The organism is Sulfoacidibacillus ferrooxidans (genome assembly GCF_022606465.1).
Taxonomy (GTDB): Bacteria; Bacillota; Bacilli; order Alicyclobacillales; family SLC66; genus Sulfoacidibacillus; species Sulfoacidibacillus ferrooxidans.
This window is the reverse complement of the sequence record NZ_JALBUF010000002.1, coordinates 227,436-248,701: the sequence shown is the minus strand read 5'-3', so window position 1 is coordinate 248,701 and position 21,266 is coordinate 227,436. Positions and strand designations below refer to the sequence as shown.

Genomic DNA, 21,266 nt, shown 5'->3' with positions numbered 1-21,266 from the left:
ACCTGTTTGTATTCTCCATTCAAACATACATTGGAATAGAAAATGAACCTCGTAGATACAAAAGTTCTTCAGCTAACATTTCTATTTCTTCAGATAAACTACGATCTTCTACCACACTTGGTACTCGCGTTCGAATCGCATCATACAATTGCCTTGTGCGTGGTGCAAGGCGATCCTCAACCTGCTGTAATGCAACTGCTTGCGCTGCTGCAATTGCCTCAATAGCAAGTACTCTTGATGTATTGGAGACTATTTCATCTACTTGGCGCGCTGCAGTCGTACCCATCGATACGTGATCTTCCTGACCTGCAGATGAAGGGATCGAATCCACACTCGCAGGATGTGCTAGCACTTTATTTTCTGAAACAAGCGATGCTGCAACATATTGCAGGATCATAAGACCAGAGGATAAACCGGGATTCTGGGCTAGAAATGCGGGCAATCCACTTAAATTCGGATTGACCAAACGCTCCACGCGGCGTTCTGAGATATTAGCCATCTCTGCCACGCCAATCTTTAGAAAATCCATGGCAAGCGCTACTGGTTGCCCATGAAAATGACCACCTGATATGACTTCTTTAGAGCCAGCAAAAACAAGTGGATTATCTGTTGCAGCATTTAATTCCACTTCGAGCACACCGCGTACATAATCTAAGACTTGACGACTGGCTCCATGAACTTGTGGCATACACCGCAAACTGTAGGCATCTTGTACACGTAGTTCCCCTTGTGTCGTTGTTAGTTTGCTTCCATCAACCCATTCGCGCAAAGATGTAGCTGCTGACTCCTGCCCAGGGTGTGGACGAAGGGCATGCACATTCTTTGCAAAAGCATCTCGAACACCTTGAAGTGCTTCAAAGGTAAGCGCACCAATACCATCCGCTAACTTGATAATATGTTCTGCCTTACTCCATGCGAGTGCACCAATCGCTGTCATAGCTTGGGTCCCATTGATTAACGCCAATCCTTCTTTTGCTTGCAATACGACAGGTTCTAATCCAGCTCGCTGTAATGCCTCTTTACCAGAATACCACGTACCTCGATACTCAGCCCTACCCTCACCCATAAGCACAAGCGCGAGGTGTGCGAGTGGTGCAAGATCCCCGCTTGCTCCAAGTGATCCTTGTTCTGGAATATAGGGGTGAACACCACGTTGTAAGCAATTGACAAGAAGTTGAAGCGTTTCTTGACGAATGCCTGAGTATCCTTTGGCTAGTGCATTTGCACGCAACAACATCATAGCGCGAACCACAGGCATAGACAGCGGTTTTCCTACTGCACAGGCATGACTACGAATCAGGTTTTTTTGTAATTTTACAGTATCCTCTTTGGCAATCGTCACTTCAGAAAGCCGTCCAAAGCCCGTATTCACACCATATACAGGTTTACCTTCCAGCACCAAATCCTCAATAAGTTCTCTACTTTGGCGAATCCGTGGCCATGCATCCTCTGCAATATCAATCTCTATATCAACCGTTCCACTAGCTCCAATATCTGCTGTGGCAATTTCCCATACTTCATCTAAGGTAAGCATATCTCCACTTAGTAGAATTTGTTTCATAACCTTCACTCCTTTACTGAGTCAGAGACAAAAAAATCGGCCACCTGATAAGATCCCTCTTATCAGGTGGCCCGTAATACCGATATGCGGTTGTGATGAACACTGTCTATGCGGCCTCATCATATCCCCGCCCTTCATATCCTTATATCATACGCGTTCTCTTGGATTGCTGTCAAACCTATTACTACACGAACCTTTCAACCACTCAGATGCATATACAATCATCTACACGTAACGTACAAACCATTCGCTCATATAGCGATAGCGTTCCACTCGAAGTGATGGAATCCCCGTACGTGATAGATCGTGACTTGATTTTGGAAAGCGAATGAAAGACACCTCTTTATCTAACATCTTTAGTGCCACATACAATTGTTCTGCCTGTTCAATTGGACAACGAAAATCCTCTTCTCCATGCAAGATTAAGAGCGGAGTTTCTACATTGGATACATACTTCATCGGGGAATGTTCCCATAATTGTTCTATATCTGTCCACGGCGTCTCATACGACGACCACTTCATCTCCCATTCAGTAAAAAAGTAGCCAATATCACTCACCCCATGAAAACTGATCCAATTAGAGATCGACCGCTGAGTGACGGCTGCTTTAAACCGATTGGTGTGACCGACTATCCAGTTAGTCATAAACCCACCGTAGGATCCACCTGTGACACCAATACGAGTGGCATCAAGTGTCACATCTTGCTCCAAGGCATGATCTAAAAGTGAAAGAAGATCTTCATAATCTTTACCGCCGTAATCACCGCGACACGCATCGACGAACGCTTGCCCATATCCACTGCTGCCACGCGGATTACCGTATATAACCACGAAACCCAATGCAGCTAGCAGTTGAAATTCAAAGACAAACGAATGCGAGTACATGGCATGAGGACCTCCATGCACTTCTAAAATAACAGGCTGTAACCCAGTTCCTACACTTTGAACAGGGGGTGTTACTTTAAATCCTTGAAGGGCTTGACCATCCTTTGCAACTGCAGTAAATGTAGTGACTGTGGCAAGTTCTTTTTCGGCAAGCCAGGCATTGGTCATAGTCAACCTTCGCTCTGCACCACCATGTAGGGAGCGCACAAAGAGATCATTAGGACAGGTTGGATCTGTGGCTACAAATACTAGATCCCCTGTCTTTGCACAAAAGTCGAACGAGTAGATCTCCCGCTCACCTTCAACCAATGTTTTATGTACACCATCTACAGTAAACATCGCCAAAGCTACGGCACCGTGTGCACTATAAGGTGCGATCACTGCCCGACCATCTGACGTAAAGAGCGGACCTGGTACACTTTCATGACCGCGCATATCACTCATACCATCAGCTGATAGTCCATAAGGAAATTGTTCTGAAACCAGCGGTCGTATTTGTTTTTCATTATCAATGAGATACATCGTTTGCTGCGTGGCCCCTTGAAACTTCATATCGTGACCAAAAACGGCGATGCTTTGGCCATCTGGAGCATAGACAGGAGCATAGAGTGCACGCGTACCATCGGTCAGGCACATTTTTTCTTGCGTAGCGAGTTCAAGTGTATAAATATCACTAAAAAAATTTCGATCATCTAGTTTTGACTGCGACGAATAGACGATCTTTGTACCATCTGGCGAAAAAGAGAAATCAGATATAGAAACTTCTCCATCTGTCAGTTGTGTTACTTTCCCTGTAGCAATCTCTAGCCATACCAACTGAGATGTCTTTTGATCCCACAATCCCGATCCATCAGCTTTATAATGTAACCGATGAACTTCATAGGGAAGAATGGCATCCTTCTCCTTGCTAGTGGGAGAACCACCAGCTGTTTCAGATGCAATCTGTGTGTCCACAATAGCCACTTTTTCATCGCTTTTCAATTGCACCAACAACGCCATGTGAGTGCGGTCCGGTGCCATCTTTGCCATGCGGACGCCACCTTTCACCGCACTTACCTGACGAGCTTCCCCACCTGTAAACGGCAATAAAAATACTTGTTGCTCTCCCGAAACTCTATCCGATAAAATCACCATCTCATCATTTGTCACATCGACCAATCGATCCTTGTGTTCACCCTGCGTAAACATACGTATCTCATCTGTCCTAAGATCTACTACGGCCATGCGCGACTTATACCCTTTGTGATCTTCTGTAACTGTCTTTAAGGTATATACGACTCGATCCCCATCTGGCGTAATTCGAGGAGTTCCAATCCATTCAAATTGATATAAATCTTCTCTTTGTAACAATGTCTTTTTCACTAGCGATTCCTCATTTCACAAAGTATGTACTCATCTATTTCGCTATTCGAAATGGATCTCCTGCAAGTCTGTACAGATATTACGCAAAAATATATACTAGTTAATATGTTAGCAAAGATTTGCACAAAGGGGGATATAATATGTTAGAAAAGTCGGCGCTTGAACAAGAAATGATCCGCCTGCGTGCGATTAATCAGCTCCTGCATGCCACGCGCAACTCTCTACAGACCTCAGACATCCTCACTGCAGTACGCGATCAAATATATCCCCTCGTTGCATTTGACCGCATCGGAATTTTACTTGCAGAGCCTAAAGGGAAGTACTGTATCGTTCATGAACTAGTGACAAAGGATGGATTATCCTGTAGTGCTCCTGGCGATATTATGCAGATCGAAGGCACTGCGATCGAGTGGGTATTTCGCGAACAACAAACTCATATCAATCAGAACTTGGCACAGCAGCAAGAATTTCTTGAAGATCCTTTTTTGTATGAGCAATCCATTCAAGCCATCCTACGCATTCCATTGTGTAGATCAGAAGAAACTTTTGGCATTATTACCGTGAAATCCACAGAACCACATCACTTTACGCCGGAAGATATCGCATTATTGGAAGATGTGGCAGCCCATTTATCAGCAAGTTTATATACATTAAAAGTACTCATGGAATTAAAGCTCCAAGCAACGACCGATGGCTTGACCGGTGTGTTTAATCGTCGCGCCTTGCATATGATTCACGATCGTGAAAGTTTGATCTCCTTCATGGATACTTTTGTCATAGAACATGCAGTTGATTATGTTGACAATGCGGCTGTTCTTATGATTGATATCGATGAATTTAAACTTTACAATGATACTTATGGTCATGATCAAGGAGATCAAAGACTGATTGCATTTACACAAATTCTGCGTTACTCCACACCTGGTCACCAATTAATCTTTCGGTATGGCGGAGATGAGTTCATTATTTTACTCCCCAATGCAAGCAAAATTGATGCTCACAACATGTCTACAAAAATCCGCCAATCCGCATTAAAAACAGGCGATCATAAAGGTGCGCCGATATCCGTCAGTATTGGTGTCACACATGCACCTTGGGCTGAATTTAGTAATCTTGTTCGCTCCGCAGACGAAGCGATGTACGTCCACAAAAGGAAGCGTCAAGTTGTGACAACAGATGTTGAGTTTTCATGAGTGCATAATTGAAAGGCGAGGTTCTTTTTGATTATTGAAGTTTGTGCATCCAATGAAATGTCCACATGGATACCAAAGTTAGAAGCGCATAACATAGAAGTGATCACATACTCATGCTTGGATCGCTGTGAGTCTTGTTTATTCCATGCATACGCTTACACAAATGGCAAACTCGTCGAAGATGCAGATGCAGAGATCGTTTATGCTGAACTACTACACATACAAGCAGATGAGGATCAGTTGTTTATAGATGAGGACTGGTAATGATGCAAGATGAGCTAGCTAAAGAACAGGCATACTTAGAATACATCAAAACGCATATCAGCCAAGCCGTAGCTAGTGCCAAAAATGGCATTAAGCAAACAAAAGAGTTCACAGAAATCGTTTTAAATACAGTCCTTCAAAATCAATCATTACAACTAGAAAAATCGAGATCACAGCCTTACTTCTCAAAGCTTGTATTTAGTGAACAGACAGCAAATCCGCAGAACGACAGTGGTAAAACAGAAGAACTCTACATAGGGAGATTTGGCTTATTTGATCGAGAGACGCTATCTCCCTATGTCATTGACTGGCGCTCTCCGATTGCCAATCTCTATTACGAGGATTCATTTAAAGCAATCAACATAAAAGTCGAACACGGCTATGAGTTAACTTTTGATGTTCACTTAAAGCGTCAGTTCGACCTCAAAGATGGACACTTAGTGCAATTTTTTGATAGCACTCAAGCGATCCGTACCAATGAACCACTCATTGAGAGATTACGCGCAAAATCAGAAGATCGACTCAAAGATATTGTAGAAACAATCCAGGCGGATCAAAACAGGATTATCCGATCAGATCCATACCAAGTATTAGTGGTTCAAGGCGTTGCAGGCAGCGGAAAAACGACAATCGCATTACATCGCCTTTCCTACCTTGCCTATCAACATAAACATGAAGAATCCTTTAACCGCTTTCTAATCGTAGGTCCAAATCAGCTTTTTATAGATTATATTTCTGACGTTTTACCCAATCTAGGCGTAGAAGGCGTACGCCAAACCACATGGGAATCATTGCTTCATAGTTATTTACCTAAAAAAGTTCGTATCACCTCACAACACAAAAAAGTTCACTCTCTCTATGAAATAGCACCAACAGATCAAGCTCGCATTGCAGCGCGTGCTTCATTACTGCGTGGTCATCTTGCGATGAAAGAATTAATCGATCGCTATGTCAATCACTTAGAACATACAGCCATTCCAGATGAAGATTTTGTGCTAGATCGAAACCATGTCATGACACGAGATGAAATTTCACGCAAATTTCATCACGACTTTGCACACTACCCCTATGTCAAACGACGAGAACGCCTTTTAACAGCACTCAAACAGTGGACAGCCGATTGCTTACTGACCATCGCAACAAACGTAGAGAAGCAATCCCATACCATGAGCTATACCGCCATGGATGAACATATCGCAAAATATAAAGTTCACTATGAACGCAAGTTACAAGCGTATAGCAAAAAGGTGAAAACAGCAGATATTTTCACTATGTACCGCACACTCCTAACCAGTTCAAAAGGCGTGGCATGGCTATTACACCATAGTGGACACAATGAGTGGATAGAAGATTTGCCAGGCATCGTTTTATATTACAAAGAGGTTTTGCTATCTAACCTTACATTTGAATGGGTGGATCTAGGGGGACTTTTTTATTTAACTGCACGCTTGCACGGATTAGAAAAACACAAGCCTTTTAGTCACATCATCGTAGATGAAGCGCAGGATCTAGGTGCCTTCCAACTTTACGTACTACGTCTTTTATGCAATCAAGATGCATTAAGTATTTTTGGTGACCTTTCCCAATCCATCTACACTTTTAAAGGGTTAACCGCATGGAGAGACATCCCTGGTGAGCTCTTTTCAAAACCTGTCCAATTTGAAGTATTGCAGCGAAGCTACCGTTCAACGATTGAAATCATGAATCTTGCCAATCACGTTCTCCAACATGTCCACCAACCAGATCAAGTACTAGCCATACCAGTCTTACGTCATGGGGAAAAACCTTGTCTAACACAGTGGTCATCACGTACTGAAGCACTCGAAGGAATAGTCAAACGGTTAACAACACTTCAAAATGACGGGTTACACAATATTGCCATTATCAGCAAAACGGCACAAGAGTGTACTCAGGTGGGAAAATGGCTTGCTAGTCACTCTCTTTCTATTCATGTGATTTCTGGTAAAGAGACACATTATGAGGGCGGTATCAGTGTAGTACCTATTTATTTTAGTAAAGGCATGGAATTTGATGCGGTCATCCTATTGAATCCTACAAATAAACACTATGTGCAAGATTCCCCTATCGACATCAAGCTACTCTATGTTGCTATGACACGTGCTTTACATCGATTATATATTGATTCATGGGAGCCACTTAGTGAGTTACTCTCTACCGATTCAACATTACTATCAGTAATCGAACCATAACAGAATGGGAAAGATCATTAAACCAATCTATCCTTAGTTAGATGTCCTTGGTATACTGAGTGTAAAATTCCAGAAAAAAGAAGAGTGACTCGATGACTTTTACTGATCAATTACGCCAGGCAGCAGATGATTTATGGAAAAAAAGCTTGACTCACCCATTTGTGATTGAAATCGCCGACGGAAGCCTCCCCACACAGAAGTTTAGCCATTATGTTCAAAATGATTCTTACTATCTTTCTGTGTTTGCTAGAGTACAATCGCGTGCCGCTTCAAAAGCACGCGACATGCATACGATCGCACGGCTTGCTGTGCATGCACAAAGCACCGTCGAGGCAGAACATCTACTGCATAAAACCTTTTTTAACCTATTAGACATTACACCTTCCCCTTCATTCATTCCTGCTCCTGCTGCATACGAGTATACGACACATTTGCTTTCCATATCGGCAGATGGAACACTGGGAGAAATCATTGCAGCTATCCTGCCTTGTTATTGGCTTTATTGGGAAATAGGAGAGAAATATCGCTATAGCCAACCCAATCACCCTATTTACGATCAATGGATTGCTACGTATGGCGACGAGTGGTATGGAAAGCTTGTAGATGAACAAATTTACTTACTCGATCAACTTGCAGAACAAGCTTCAGAAGAACAACAACATCGTATGAAACAACATTTCATGCGCTCCAGTTACTATGAATTGCGTTTTTGGGACATGGCATACCATCTAGAAGGATGGCCACAAGGCATGTAAGTATGATGGTTACAGAGAGAAAATGACTTGCTTCTCTCTGTAATTCATGGATACGTTCTTTTCCGCAAAAAGTATATAACTTATATTTAGTATGTATAATGATTAATTAACTAACTTTTATCAAGCCACTGTGCTACTATGTTTTTGGAGGGATACATTATGTCAAATGAACATTTATGTCCGAAATTCGAATCTGCCTTTGCATTACTCGGTAAACGTTGGACTGGTCTTATTATTCGCGTACTATTAGACGGTCCGAAACGATTCAAAGATATCTCAGATATGATCCCAAATATGAGTGACCGTATGTTGGCTGAACGCTTCAAAGAATTGGAAATTGCAGGGCTGATCACGCGCAGTGTATTCCCTGAGACGCCTGTTCGCATTGAGTACTCATTGACCGACAAAGGTAGGGCCTTAGAGCCTGTCATGGATCAAGTGCAATGTTGGGCCAATCATTGGATGCAATGATTGCTAGCCATTCTCGTCATACACTGCGTAAAGTACGCGGATACTATTTAATCAATGGTGTGGCTGGTGGTATTTTCGGTCCTTATTTATCATTACTTTTCATTCATAATGGATTTAATAGCACAAAAATCGGGGTTATACTTTCCGTTGCTACACTCATGGGGATCCTTGCACAACCAGTGTGGGGACAGATCGTAGATCGATTCCAGATGACGCGAAGCGCCCTTTTAGTAGGCTCTCTCATTCCTGCTTTACTCGTTGCCTTTTATAATTCAACTTGGTTCTACATGGTTCTTTTTATTGGAGTTACTTCATCACTATTTAGCGTTGCACAAACACCTATTGCTGATGCATACGCCGTTCGAACAGCGCGCGAAGCACAAACATCCTATAGTACTGTTCGGATCTTCGGGAGTTTCGGATATGCTGTGGGAGCTTATACAGCTGGTCTATTTTTAGCTCACATCTCAGTTGTATTTTTGTGGTTGCCCCGCGCCATCATTGGTGTAACAACAGCGCTTATTGCATTGACTCTACCTCGTCCAACGACTGCCATTGAATTTAAGCGTTCTGCACTTACAGGAATGCAACATTTTTTGGCCAATCGGCGTTTTTTATTATTTTTAGTAGGTGGCTTTCTACTCAGTGCAACGTTAACGTCATACGACACCTATTTTGCGCTTGCTTTTCACGATATAGGTGGTCCCTTTGATTGGACTGGTATCGCCTTTATGATCGCTTCGCTTAGCAATATTCCATCTATGCTCATCGCATCCAAATTAATTGTGCGATTAGGTCGAGAAAAAACGTTATTACTTGCTGCTCTTGCCTTTTGTACACGTTTTGCGGTGATGGCATGGGTTAAGATTCCATTAGTTGACGTCTTTATTCAAGTACTACACGGCGCTTCATTTGGCTTCTTTTATATTGCGGCGGTTGATTATGTTGCTTATATCTCCCCATCTGATCTGCAAGCGACAGGGCAAAGTATTTTCGGTATGGTATGTGGTGGCATCGCTGTTATGGTTGGAAATTTATTTAATGGTATATTATTGCATGCAGGTGGGCCAAGCCTTATGTACGGTGTTGGAGTCTTAGCAGCAGGCATTGCCGCGTGTTGCTTTTTTGTGCTTATTGTACTAAACCATCGTAAAAATAGACAGATATTACAAGAACTTCATTGATTGGAGGCGACAGTATATATGAGCAAAAAACCACAAGATACTCGCGTCGTCGTCGGGATGTCAGGAGGAGTGGACTCCTCCGTCACCGCTCTGCTTCTTAAAGAGCAGGGGTACGATGTTGTAGGCATGTTTATGAAAAACTGGGATGAAGTTGATGAATCTGGCGTATGTACAGCTGCTGCTGATTATGAAGATGTGCAGCGTGTGTGTGACCAACTAGACATCCCAAGTTATAGTGTTAATTTCGAAAAAGAGTATATGGATCGCGTTTTTCAATATTTTTTAGACGAATACGAACGTGGACGCACTCCAAATCCAGATGTGATGTGTAACCGTGAAATTAAATTTAAAGAGTTATTGCAAAAAGCATTAGCCATTGGAGCCGATTATCTGGCGACAGGTCACTATGCGACATTGCGCGAACGAGAAGGCGAGTGGCTACTCGGGCGTTCACTTGATCAAACAAAAGACCAAACCTACTTTCTTCACACAGTTGAACAGAGTGCATTTGCAAAGACCCTTTTTCCGCTTGGACAACTAAAGAAAACGGAAGTCCGTGACATCGCGTTACGCTCTGGCCTTGCCACCGCTAAAAAAAAGGATAGTACAGGTGTTTGTTTTATCGGCGAACGCAATTTTGGTGAGTTTCTCAGTCGCTACTTCCCCGCTCAACCAGGTGAGATGCGGACCATGTCTGGAACCCTGATTGGAACGCACCAGGGACTCATGTATTACACCATCGGACAACGGCATGGGCTTGGTATCGGTGGATCAAACGGGAGCGGTGAGCCTTGGTTTGTCGTCGACAAGGATATCCATAAAAACATCCTCTATGTCGAGCAAGGATTTCATAACCCACACCTTTATTCAGAGGGATTAATTGCCTCTGATGTGCACTTTATTTCTAATGAGTCACTACCATTCGCAGATACATTTCGATGCACGGCAAAGATTCGCTATCGACAACCTGATCGTAACGTAACTGTCACTCGTTTACCTAACGGCGAGTATCAAGTGCAGTTTGACGAGAAAGAACGCGCTGTAACTCCCGGGCAGTCGGTTGTGTTTTATGCAGATGATCTATGTTTAGGCGGTGGCGTAATCTCACATCCATTAAAAGTTTTAACATGAGCATTTTCTGTATAGCAACAATAGACTCCTTGTTTTATAGTGAAGAGACATATCATAATCGAGCACTACAAACATAGAGCAAGGACGAGGGCATATGAGGCATCCTATTCGGACAAAATCTTTACAAGTTGGTTTTATCGTGCTAGCAGGGGTCGTTTTGTTTCGGATTTGGCACATCCAAACTGCAGATCAATTTCTTAAAGTTCGCGCACAATCACAATGGGAGGCACAAGACAGTGTCCAACCTATGCGCGGCTCAATTTATGATGCAAATAATGGAATTTTGGCGTATGACGCACCATCTTACGATATGGATATTGATCTCCAAGCGATTCAATCTCAAAGTCAAACGAAACGATCTGAACTTGCACAAGGTCTTGCACAATTGACAGGTGCACCAGTTTCCACCATGACATCTGAACTAGATCAACCAAATACGATTTGGTTACGCATGTATCCCTATCTTGTTCATGTACCTCTATCTACAAAAGAGTCTGTGCTACACTTGTTTTCACAACTTGGCATGTCAAACGATGTACACCCGTATAAAACGTATGAGCGAATATACCCAGATGGTACATTTGCCTCAGAAGTCATCGGATTTACAGATCAACATGGACATGGTGCCGCTGGAGTAGAATTACAATACAACAAGTACTTAGCTGGCGTACCTGGCATTTCAACGTTCACTCAAGATACTTTTGGTGATCCTGTTCCTTTTGATCCGATAACCGTTAAACCTGTCCAAAATGGCGATAATGTTTATTTAACGATTAACTCTGTCATTCAGCACTACGCAGAACAAGCACTTGCTGTCGTTCAACAGCGTTTTTCTCCGGCACACGCAGCTATTATTGTCGCTGACCCAACTACGGGTGCCATTCTGGCGATGGCTACGATTCCTAATTACAATCCAAACTACTTTTGGAAATACCCAAGTTCAACTCTCGATACAAACTGGGCGATTTCCGATCCATTTGAACCAGGAAGTACGTTTAAGACAGTTACTTTGACTGGTGCACTTGCGACACACAGTATACAGCTCAATCAAACGTATATGTCAGGGGTAGATGTAGTCGATGGCGTACCTATTCACGATTGGGACGTATACGGTTGGGGTCGTTTGACGTATCTACAGGCCATGATTTACTCGAGTAATGTTGGATTCATTCATATTGGACAAGCTGAAGGTGTACAAAATTTTTATCATTATCTCAATCTTTTTGGCATGACCCGTAAAACAGGGATTGACCTTCCAGGAGAGGGTAATCCAATCATTTTCCCTGAGGCCAATTTAAATCCAGTTGATTTTGCTACCATGACATTTGGGCAAGGCTTAGCGGTCACCCCCATCCAGCAAGTAGCGGCTGTAGGTGCAATTGCAAATGGTGGTAATTTATTGACTCCTTATGTCGTACAAAAAGTAGTCAGTCCAACTGGTCAAGTGGTATACGATCACCACATACAAGTCGTCGATCATGTCGCTTCCGCATCTGTCATGCAACAAGTGACAAATGCCATGGTGCAAGTAGTCAATGAAGATCCGCAAGGAAATGTCGGCGAACTACCAGGTTACACGATTGCAGGTAAAACAGGTACTGCACAGATTCCAAAACCTACGGGTGGATATTATAAAAATTTATATAACTTATCCTTTATCGGATTTGTTCCAGCACACCACCCACAACTTGAAATTTATGTGACTGTTAGTGAGGCGCACAACACAGGTCAGTGGGGAGATTGGGTAGCGACTCCTGCAGCACGCTATGTCTTACAAAAATCTCTTGCTTACTTGGACATTCCACCGCACACTTCATCAACTACAACTGTAACTCATCAATCACCATATATAACAACGCCAAATGTCGTAGGCTTACCTGTACAGACAGCTATCACCATATTGGAGCGAGCAGGTTTTCAAGCACATGAGATTGGGGCAAGTGGACGAGTCGTTCGCCAGTGGCCTGCAAAACAATTCAAGGCAGCTCCTGGATCCAATGCATGGGTATTAACACCATCTAATCAAATTGCAGGAAAAGTTCAAGTGCCTAATCTTACAGGTATGCTCATGACCGAGGCGATGCACGTATGCTCCCTTCTTGGCATTCAAATCATCCCAAATGGTGCGGGTTATGCGCTCTCGCAAAACGTGACACCAGGTCAGTATATACCCGTTGGAAGTACGCTAACTGTCACATTTGGCCCCACTCCCTAAATCGATTGTAGTTCAATATGCATGTCATGGAACAGGAGCGATAAAAGGTTGGAAACTACAACGACCACATGCAAATCATGTGGTTCAGAAATACCCTTTCACCAGGGTTATGTAACATGGTGCGAATGTGGCTGGCATCTGGAACTGCCTCTAGAGTGGAAAGAAAATAAGTCATTAAAAAAGTGGTATCAGCGCGTTGCAGAAGTGCATCAAGACATGATCGCTCAATCACACGCGCACGTTCATTTTAAAGGACCACAGCGATTTGTAGTAACCATGACGATCATTGTTGTTATCTCTCTAGCGATCTACATTGGTCTTGCAATTGCCTTATTTCAGGTACACCTATGGCTTGTCACTCTTTTGGGATTGCTTCTCATTGCAGGGCTACTCATTCCTATACAAGCAGCATGGAAATTTCCAAGTTCTACGAATACAATCATTGATCGCAAACATGCACCGCTCACTTTTGAACAGATGGATCAACTTACAACGACACTTGACACTGCTCCCATTCACCATATATGCATAGAACAACATGGATTTCATATACGCGCCACGCAACCATGGCTACGACGCACAACCGTTTTGACCATCAGTCTTCCCTTGTTATCCATGCTAGATGATGAACTGTTGCTTCTTAGCATGGCACGAGAACAGCTTATTCAGCATTCCTGGCATCACTCTCGAATCGCGAGTGGTCAATGGGCACAAATTATGTTAGATACGGCCTATGAAATCATCATGAACGAGACGCATGCAGAGCATTTAGGAGTTCCAGATGAGCCAGAGCAAGAAGACAATTTGACAGATCAATATCGAACGGTCGTTCGACATGCAAAACGCCGCTCAATGATTCGTTCCTTTCGCCTACTGTCTATTCCATTTGCACTCATTCCAAAATCACTTTCTGGCATGATGGCACAACAACTTACGCTTTTAATTCATCAGTCCATCTATGAAGTAAACGCAAAGGTATCTGAACGTTTTGGCGACCAAGTATGGATGCGTTATATTCAGATGTTGAGTTTAGCCGAACCTATTGCCTATTACTCTAACGTTTTACCAAAAGATATGGGACGAGTAGCGCACAAAGACGCTGTTTTAAACACATTATCCACAATGCCAGAGCGAGAACGCGAACGACTTTTGCGCACGGCACCAGAGGATGGACTCATACGACCTATGCTGTGGTGGCAAGTGACATACACACAAAAAGTGCGAGAACATCCTCCTATCTCTCTAGGACAAAATCAACACGCATCATCTATAGTACTTTCACCATCCTCTAAGCTCTGTGAGGAGTTAATAGAACAAGCTACACGATTACAACGACGCGATGATGACTTCCTATAGAGTACAAATAGCGGCAGAGCGTATGATGCGCTCTGCCGCTATTTGTACTCTATATATCTGACCCAACATATTCTTACATTAAAATGCAGTTTTTTCAAAAAAATATTGCTTTAACTCAGTGACCGGAATACGCACTTGTTCCATGGAATCGCGATCGCGCACCGTCACTGCATGATCATCCTCAGACTGAAAATCATAGGTTACGCAAAACGGTGTACCAATCTCATCATGCCGACGATAACGCTTGCCAATGGATCCACTATCATCATAGTCTACTGAAAAGTCAGCTGCAAGCATACGATAAATCTCATTTGCCCCTTCTGCTAATTTTTTAGACAGAGGAAATACAGCTGCAGTATAAGGCGCTAAGGCCGGATGAAAATGCAAGACCGTCCGTGAATCCCCATCTGGTAAAGACTGTTCTTCATATGCGTCTGCAAAAAAAGCGAGTGTTAAACGATCTGCTCCAATCGAAGGCTCAATACAAAAAGGAATATACGGTTCTTTACCTTCTTCACTCACAGTAAAATCTGTGTGCGCATGCTTACTATGCTGACGCAAATCATAATCTGTCCGATTGGCAATGCCAAGCAGTTCGCCCCATCCAAAAGGAAAACGATACTCCACATCCGTGGTGGCCTTGCTATAATGGGAAAGCTGTTCCACTTCATGATCGCGCAGGCGCACGAACTCATCGCGCAATCCTAAGCTTTGGACAAAGTCCGCACAAAACTGCCGCCAATACGAAAACCACTCTTCATCCGTACCTGGTTCACAAAAAAATTCAACTTCCATCTGTTCAAATTCACGCGTGCGAAAAGTAAAATTACCTGGTGTAATTTCATTGCGAAAACTTTTCCCGACTTGTCCAATGCCAAATGGGAGCTTTTTACGCATCGTGCGTTGAACATTTTTAAAATTAACAAAAATCCCCTGTGCTGTTTCCGGACGTAAATATACTTCATTTGTTGCGTCTTCCGTTACACCAGCATGTGTTTTAAACATCATATTAAATTGTCTAATAGGCGTAAAATCATGAGCCCCACACTGTGGACATTGTACGTTCATCTCTTTCATCAGCGCTTCCATTTCAGAAAACGACAGTCCATCTACAATGCGCTCTTCACCCCGCTCAAAAAGCACGTCTTCAATCAGCTTATCTGCACGGTGACGAGCTTTACAAACCCTACAGTCTGTCATCGGATCATTAAAATTACCGACGTGCCCAGACGCCACCCACACTTCCCGATTCATTAAAATAGCCGTATCTAATCCTACATTGTACGGAGATTCTTGAATGAATTTTCTCCACCAAGCGCGCTTAACATTATTCTTTAAGAGCACACCAAGCGGTCCGTAATCCCACGTATTTGCAAGTCCACCATAGATCTCCGAACCAGGAAAGATAAATCCGCGGTGCTTTGCGAGTGACACCAACTGCTCCATCGTTACAGCCATACAAAATAACCTCCACATTAAGTGACAAAACTGTTCGATCCACGCTCATACCATCTGATTATCGAATCCGCATTTGCCTTTTCTAAGAAGATACCAGATTCGCGATCCCAATGCTACAAACTTTGATCATCCACTTGATCTAACCAAGATTCAATCTTTCCAATGACAGACTCAACACACCCAGGTTCAAATGGAGAGATCAAACCAGCCTTTGCCACTAATTGAGTAAACGACTGGCTACCTCCTGCACGACACAAGCGAAGATAACTATCCCATGCTTGCTCACGATCTTCTTGCATACGCACCCAAAATTGAAAGGCACAAAGTTGTGCGAGTGTGTAGTCAATATAATAAAATGGAACGCTAAAAATATGGTTTTGCTGATGCCAGAATCCACCTTGCTCTAGATAGCTATTGTCTTCGTAATCTTTCGTGGGCAAATATATTTTTTCCAATTGACGCCATTTTGCTTTTCGTTCGAGCGGTGTCGCATCTGGGTTTGCATAGACATAGTGCTGGAAATCGTCAACCAATACGCCATATGGAACAAAGAGTAAGGCTCCACTCAAATGCGCAAACTTATACTTTTGTGTGTCTTCCTCGAAAAACAATTCCATCCACGGCCATGTAAAAAACTCCATACTCATCGAATGAATTTCTGCTGCATCATACGTTGGCCACAAGTATTCAGGAACTTGATACGAACGACTAGAATACACTTGAAATGCATGACCTGCCTCGTGAGTTAACACGTCGACATCACCAGAAGTCCCATTAAAATTAGAAAAAATAAAGGGAGCTTGATGGCTCGGAATATAGGTACAATACCCACCGCCTGCCTTACCCTTTTTGCTAACTAAATCAATTAATTGATGATCTAATAAATAGGAAAAAAATTCATCGGTTTCTGGAGATAATTCACTGTACATGTTGCGTCCATTCTCCACAATCCACTCCGGCTCACCCTTAGGCTTCGCGTTGCCTGATAGAAAGTTAAACCCTTCATCATAGTAACGCAGACTATCCACTCCAATACGACTGCGTTGTCGCTCGCGTAAACGCGTTGCTGCAGGCACTATGTATTGTTTTACTTGCTCGCGAAATACGGCTACTGCCTGTTCATCGTAATCCGTACGATTTAACCGAGCATAAGCCAATTCCACAAAGTTACGAAAACCCAACTGATGAGCAATGCGCGTGCGCGTCTTCACCAATTCATCGTATAACCGATCCAATTCAGCTTCATTTTCTGCCATAAAGCCATACTTGGCTTGCGCTGCTTGTTTACGCACTGCACGATCTGTAGATTGCAAAAACGGAGTCATCTGAGAAAGATTCCGTTCTTCCCCATCAAACAAAATCTTAGCCGAGGAGAGCAACTGCACATATTCACTAGCTAAACGATTCTCTTGTTGTAGATCTTCTATAACAAGCGGTGAGAATGTGCGCAATGTCTGATCAGCCATACGAAATAACTGATCACCCCACTTTGCTTCAAGTTCTCTCCGAAAAGAAGACTGCACGAGAACTTGATAATACTCATTGACAAGGCCTTGATACACAGGGCTCATTTCATCGAAAAAATCTTGTTCTTCTCGGTATACTGCATTGGTTGTATCAATGGAATGACGAATGTATACGATTTGACTCAGTGAATCGAATGTATTTCGCAAATCATTAATGCGTGCCATTACCAGATCTTGTTGTGTGAAATCACTCGCATGCTGAAAAGCATCTAGTTCTTCTCGAAACTTTCGCGAAAAATCCTCCATATCGGGCCGTTGATATGGTAAATCGATAAATGTGAACATTCAACCACCACCTTCTCTATAGTATATCATCACCTGTTAACACATAGAGCACCTCTTATATAACTCATACACCAATATAACGAGCATATAGACTGCGCGCTATTGCAATATCATCCGTTCCATGTATAAGTGCCCTGCCATCTGCAAAGAGAGTGATATGAATATCATCTTCTAATTCCAGGCGTAGTAAGTATTCATTGTAACGGATTGGATATTTCATTTTTAGACGATTGGCAATCTTTTCGATCGGCGTGAGAACGGGTAGTGGCGGTTTTATCTGAATGGTTCTTCTTCCACACATGGATACTGTAAGTGTATCCCTTTTGTCATTGAGTGAACGATAATCACCTTTAACGCAACAAGAGCATTCCTTTTGTGTCTCTCCAAAAACAACCTGTTTAATTTCATTGCGCCAGAGATCAAAATACAATACCCCTTGACGTAAATCGTCAATATTACCAGTTAGGTATTTGATCGTCTCTACAACCTGAAACGATGCAATGATTGATACAATAGGCGCGATTACTCCAACTGTATCACAGGTATCGTGACCTGGATTAGATACCGTTCCAAAGAGACACACCAGACACGGCGTTTCATGTGGTCGGAAAAAAGCAGTCGTTCCATGTGCACTTACTGCCCCACCATAGGCCCACGGAATCCCATGCTTGACTGAGACGTCGTTGATCAAATAGCGCACTTGAAAGTTATCTGTACCATCCAATATGACATCAACATCTGTCAATAACTCCTCTGCATTTTTTGCAGTGACATCGATTACGACAGCCTCAATTTCTACATCACTGTTTGCCTGAAATAACTTTTCTCTTGCGGCAATTGCCTTTGGCATCCCATTGATCGCATCTTGTTCATCGTAAAGCGTCTGCCGTTGTAAATTTGAAGCCTCAATAATGTCACGATCAATAATCCGCACATATCCAATGCCTGCGCGCACGATCTGTGTAGCCATTGCCGTTCCGAGCGCTCCCATACCCACAATAGCCACTCTCGCCTTACGAAGGCGCTCCTGCCCCTCTGAACCGATAGGACTAAATAATACCTGCCTCGAGTACCTTTCCATCTGTTGATCAATGTTCATCATATAATCTCCATCCTCACCTGTTATCGTGGTATCTATTGTACACAAAAACTTGACGAAATGGCAGAACAAGTGTAAATTTTAATAAGATTATAGTTCATTAGACTAAAAGAATACATACCGGTAACGTTTGTTGAATCCAAACTAGAGATTCGGCCGTACCCCTTCTATGGGTGCGGCCTTTATTATGTTTTGATATACTCAATTGCACTTGTCTAAAATGAGGTGACGCCATGCAAGCAGTTCTTCATGTCATTAGTGATCGCAAGCGACACGTCCACCCACTCTTTGATGCACTTCTAGAAAGTGCTAGGGGTGGAGCAGATATCATTCAAATTCGCGAAAAAAAAGCACCAAGTTTAGAGACGTTTGATCTATGCGCGTCACTCGTCGCGTCTTGTACCAAAGAAAGACTAGCAACTCAACTATTTGTTAATGATCGTGTAGATATTGCACTTAGCTTGCCTACGGCAGGTATTCACCTTGCTGCAAAATCACTGCCACTGGAACAAGTCCTCAAGTTACGTGAACAAACTCTGTGGAAAGGGCACATCGGTTGTTCTGTACACAGTGTGGAAGAAGCATTGCAAGCGCAAGAACGCGGCGCAGACTATGTCACCTTTGGACATATCTTTGCGAGTTCATCGCACATTGGACTCCCCCCTAAAGGTGTCTATGCATTAGCAAGAGTTGTAGACGCACTGTCCATTCCCGTGATAGCAATTGGCGGAATCGATGCAACCAATGTACAATCTGTGCTTGCTTCAAAATGTAGTGGCATTGCTGTGATCAGTGCTGTTTTAGCTTCTGATCAACCAAAGCAAACGACACAACACATAAAAAAACTCATGTTACAATCTACTATAGAAGTAAAGATCCCTTGGTTTAAGGAGAGTTTACCGCTTGAAACGAATCTATGATGTGATTGTTATTGGTGGCGGAGTGATTGGTTCAACGATTGCTTGGCAACTAGCCAAAACAAAGCGATCCGTGTTGTTACTAGAACGTGGACAACTCGGACAAGAAGCATCTAGCGCCGCCGCAGGAATGCTAGGTGCAGAATTAGAGATCGACAGAGCCGGTGCATTTTTTCAATTGTGTTTAGAGAGCCGCTCTATGTACCCTGCTTTTTCAGATGAGTTAATAGAACAGACTGGCATTGATATCGAATTAACTCATAATGGAATTTTACGTGTGGCCATGTCTGAAGAACAAGCCATTCACTTGCAACAAACAGCAGATTGGCAACGCGCCGCCGGCGGATCAGCCACGTTCCTATCTGCGGACGATATGATGAACCAGGAACCAGCATTGGCGAAAACATCGGGTGGTCTTTTATTGCCAAAAGACGGTAATGTGAACGCTACCCTAGTGGCCAGAGCAGTAGGAAAGGCAGCTAGCCTCACTGCAGACGTGCTAGAAGGTGCAGAAGTTTATGACATACACAGTTCTTCTGATGAAGTCACCGTACGCACAGCTACAAGCTGCTTTGTAGCAGAGCAAGTCGTCGTTGCAAACGGCGCATTTGCTAATCAATTTCTCCCTGCATTGCATATGCAACCGACATTGATTCCTATAAAAGGACAACTCCTACGCATTCTACCTGTCGGCAGGAGCAAACTGACTCGGACCATCTCACAAGGCCATCACTACTTTGTCCCTAAACGCGATGGTTCAATCATCGTGGGTGCGACTGAAGAACAAGCCTTATATTCTCACACCAACACAGTAGCTGGCGTTGCGCAACTTTTGCAAGCCATTCAAGAAACGCTCCCTGGGTTAGAGCAAGCAACATTTGTCTCCGCCTGGACGGGGCTACGGCCAGCGCTTCCAAGCAAAGAACCACTGATAGGTCCAACTGCCATGAGTTCACGGGTATTACTTGCAGTCGGTCATTATCGCAATGGTATTCTACTTGCTCCAGTAACCGCTTCTATGATGACAGCGATACTGGATGAAAACCCTCAGCCCATGTGGCGTGAGTCATTTCTTCCCGCAAGGAGTTTGATGAGTGAGGAATCGTTGATCTGATGGAGAGTCTGGGCGCTATCACACATAAGGGGGCTACCATTGTGCAAATACATGTCAATGGACAAAGTAAGATTTTGCAAGAATCGATTACGGTGAGTGATCTAATACACAACTACGATTTACAAGACGAATTAGTTGCAGTTGAAAGAAATGGCGACATTGTTCCGAAAGAACAGTTTATCACCCAATTCATCCTTGATGGCGACCACATTGAAATTGTCCGTTTTGTTGGTGGAGGTTGACTTCCATTGTCATTGAGAAAAAAGACCATTGTATGGAG

General features: G+C 43.2%; 17 protein-coding genes. 12 read left to right on the top strand and 5 right to left on the bottom strand.

The window, feature by feature from the left end; translation table 11 throughout:
• Nucleotides 1-19: 19 nt before the first annotated feature.
• A complete protein-coding gene (gene hutH / locus MM817_RS05855) occupies nucleotides 20-1,561 on the bottom strand; it encodes a histidine ammonia-lyase (RefSeq protein ID WP_241712509.1) in 1,542 nt (513 codons plus the stop codon).
• 225 nt (nucleotides 1,562-1,786) lie between these two features.
• Nucleotides 1,787-3,808: a S9 family peptidase gene (locus tag MM817_RS17235; protein WP_241712508.1), complete on the bottom strand. Its 2,022-nt coding sequence runs from the start codon at nucleotides 3,806-3,808 to the stop codon at nucleotides 1,787-1,789.
• Between the two features lie 140 nt (nucleotides 3,809-3,948).
• Between MM817_RS17235 and MM817_RS05845 the strand changes: the two genes are divergently transcribed.
• From MM817_RS05845 to MM817_RS05805, 9 genes are all read left to right on the top strand, one after another.
• On the top strand, nucleotides 3,949-5,001 hold the full coding sequence (locus MM817_RS05845) for a sensor domain-containing diguanylate cyclase (protein WP_241712507.1): 1,053 nt from the start codon (nucleotides 3,949-3,951) through the stop codon (nucleotides 4,999-5,001).
• Between the two features lie 27 nt (nucleotides 5,002-5,028).
• Nucleotides 5,029-5,265 carry a DUF1450 domain-containing protein gene (locus MM817_RS05840; protein ID WP_241712506.1) on the top strand — a complete coding sequence of 79 codons (237 nt, stop codon included), beginning with the start codon at nucleotides 5,029-5,031 and terminating at the stop codon, nucleotides 5,263-5,265.
• Entirely contained in the window at nucleotides 5,265-7,475 is a 2,211-nt protein-coding gene (locus MM817_RS05835) for a HelD family protein (RefSeq protein WP_241712505.1), read from the top strand. The genes MM817_RS05840 and MM817_RS05835 overlap by 1 nt, the downstream gene beginning before the upstream one ends.
• A gap of 92 nt (nucleotides 7,476-7,567) precedes the next feature.
• Nucleotides 7,568-8,230, top strand: a complete 663-nt coding sequence (tenA, locus tag MM817_RS05830) for a thiaminase II (RefSeq protein WP_241712504.1) — start codon at nucleotides 7,568-7,570, stop codon at nucleotides 8,228-8,230.
• Nucleotides 8,231-8,389: 159 nt separating this feature from the next.
• On the top strand, nucleotides 8,390-8,701 hold the full coding sequence (locus MM817_RS05825) for a winged helix-turn-helix transcriptional regulator (RefSeq protein ID WP_241712503.1): 312 nt from the start codon (nucleotides 8,390-8,392) through the stop codon (nucleotides 8,699-8,701).
• Entirely contained in the window at nucleotides 8,674-9,885 is a 1,212-nt protein-coding gene (locus MM817_RS05820; protein ID WP_241712502.1) for an MFS transporter, read from the top strand. The genes MM817_RS05825 and MM817_RS05820 overlap by 28 nt, the downstream gene beginning before the upstream one ends.
• 18 nt (nucleotides 9,886-9,903) lie before the next feature.
• Nucleotides 9,904-11,016 (top strand): tRNA 2-thiouridine(34) synthase MnmA, encoded by a 1,113-nt coding sequence (mnmA, locus tag MM817_RS05815; RefSeq protein WP_241712501.1) that lies wholly within the window; start codon nucleotides 9,904-9,906, stop codon nucleotides 11,014-11,016.
• A 94-nt stretch (nucleotides 11,017-11,110) separates the two neighbouring features.
• Entirely contained in the window at nucleotides 11,111-13,231 is a 2,121-nt protein-coding gene (locus MM817_RS05810) for a penicillin-binding transpeptidase domain-containing protein (RefSeq protein WP_241712500.1), read from the top strand.
• Between the two features lie 48 nt (nucleotides 13,232-13,279).
• Nucleotides 13,280-14,587: a hypothetical protein gene (locus MM817_RS05805; protein ID WP_241712499.1), complete on the top strand. Its 1,308-nt coding sequence runs from the start codon at nucleotides 13,280-13,282 to the stop codon at nucleotides 14,585-14,587.
• A gap of 78 nt (nucleotides 14,588-14,665) precedes the next feature.
• Here MM817_RS05805 and MM817_RS05800 read toward each other — a convergent pair whose 3' ends face one another.
• The 3 genes from MM817_RS05800 to MM817_RS05790 form a co-directional block, all read right to left on the bottom strand.
• Nucleotides 14,666-16,045, bottom strand: a complete 1,380-nt coding sequence (locus tag MM817_RS05800; RefSeq protein ID WP_241712498.1) for a glycine--tRNA ligase — start codon at nucleotides 16,043-16,045, stop codon at nucleotides 14,666-14,668.
• 113 nt (nucleotides 16,046-16,158) lie between these two features.
• Nucleotides 16,159-17,856 carry a M3 family oligoendopeptidase gene (locus MM817_RS05795; protein WP_241712497.1) on the bottom strand — a complete coding sequence of 566 codons (1,698 nt, stop codon included), beginning with the start codon at nucleotides 17,854-17,856 and terminating at the stop codon, nucleotides 16,159-16,161.
• A 64-nt stretch (nucleotides 17,857-17,920) separates the two neighbouring features.
• The gene (locus MM817_RS05790; RefSeq protein WP_241712496.1) at nucleotides 17,921-18,955 is read right to left on the bottom strand and encodes a ThiF family adenylyltransferase; all 1,035 of its coding nucleotides are present in this window, start codon (nucleotides 18,953-18,955) and stop codon (nucleotides 17,921-17,923) included.
• 233 nt (nucleotides 18,956-19,188) lie between these two features.
• Here MM817_RS05790 and MM817_RS05785 point away from each other — a divergent pair, with 233 nt between their 5' ends.
• Genes MM817_RS05785 through thiS form a run of 3 tightly spaced genes read left to right on the top strand, consistent with a single transcriptional unit; the run spans nucleotide 19,189 to nucleotide 21,228 of the window.
• Nucleotides 19,189-19,875 carry a thiamine phosphate synthase gene (locus MM817_RS05785; RefSeq protein ID WP_241712495.1) on the top strand — a complete coding sequence of 229 codons (687 nt, stop codon included), beginning with the start codon at nucleotides 19,189-19,191 and terminating at the stop codon, nucleotides 19,873-19,875.
• Nucleotides 19,859-20,986, top strand: a complete 1,128-nt coding sequence (thiO, locus tag MM817_RS05780) for a glycine oxidase ThiO (protein ID WP_241712494.1) — start codon at nucleotides 19,859-19,861, stop codon at nucleotides 20,984-20,986. The genes MM817_RS05785 and thiO overlap by 17 nt, the downstream gene beginning before the upstream one ends.
• 41 nt (nucleotides 20,987-21,027) lie before the next feature.
• Nucleotides 21,028-21,228: a sulfur carrier protein ThiS gene (gene thiS, locus MM817_RS05775; protein ID WP_241712493.1), complete on the top strand. Its 201-nt coding sequence runs from the start codon at nucleotides 21,028-21,030 to the stop codon at nucleotides 21,226-21,228.
• Nucleotides 21,229-21,266 lie beyond the last annotated feature (38 nt).

What these genes read in the sequence shown, in the direction of transcription:
- hutH (WP_241712509.1), bottom strand. Translation starts at nt 1,561, where the DNA reads ATGAAACAAATTCTACTAAGTGGAGATATGCTTACCTTAGATGAAGTA.
- MM817_RS05845 (WP_241712507.1), top strand. Translation starts at nt 3,949, where the DNA reads ATGTTAGAAAAGTCGGCGCTTGAACAAGAAATGATCCGCCTGCGTGCG.
- mnmA (WP_241712501.1), top strand. Translation starts at nt 9,904, where the DNA reads ATGAGCAAAAAACCACAAGATACTCGCGTCGTCGTCGGGATGTCAGGA.
- MM817_RS05835 (WP_241712505.1), top strand. Translation starts at nt 5,265, where the DNA reads ATGATGCAAGATGAGCTAGCTAAAGAACAGGCATACTTAGAATACATC.
- MM817_RS05820 (WP_241712502.1), top strand. Translation starts at nt 8,674, where the DNA reads ATGTTGGGCCAATCATTGGATGCAATGATTGCTAGCCATTCTCGTCAT.
- MM817_RS05810 (WP_241712500.1), top strand. Translation starts at nt 11,111, where the DNA reads ATGAGGCATCCTATTCGGACAAAATCTTTACAAGTTGGTTTTATCGTG.
- MM817_RS05795 (WP_241712497.1), bottom strand. Translation starts at nt 17,856, where the DNA reads ATGTTCACATTTATCGATTTACCATATCAACGGCCCGATATGGAGGAT.
- MM817_RS05825 (WP_241712503.1), top strand. Translation starts at nt 8,390, where the DNA reads ATGTCAAATGAACATTTATGTCCGAAATTCGAATCTGCCTTTGCATTA.
- MM817_RS05800 (WP_241712498.1), bottom strand. Translation starts at nt 16,045, where the DNA reads ATGGCTGTAACGATGGAGCAGTTGGTGTCACTCGCAAAGCACCGCGGA.
- tenA (WP_241712504.1), top strand. Translation starts at nt 7,568, where the DNA reads ATGACTTTTACTGATCAATTACGCCAGGCAGCAGATGATTTATGGAAA.
- MM817_RS05790 (WP_241712496.1), bottom strand. Translation starts at nt 18,955, where the DNA reads ATGAACATTGATCAACAGATGGAAAGGTACTCGAGGCAGGTATTATTT.
- MM817_RS05785 (WP_241712495.1), top strand. Translation starts at nt 19,189, where the DNA reads ATGCAAGCAGTTCTTCATGTCATTAGTGATCGCAAGCGACACGTCCAC.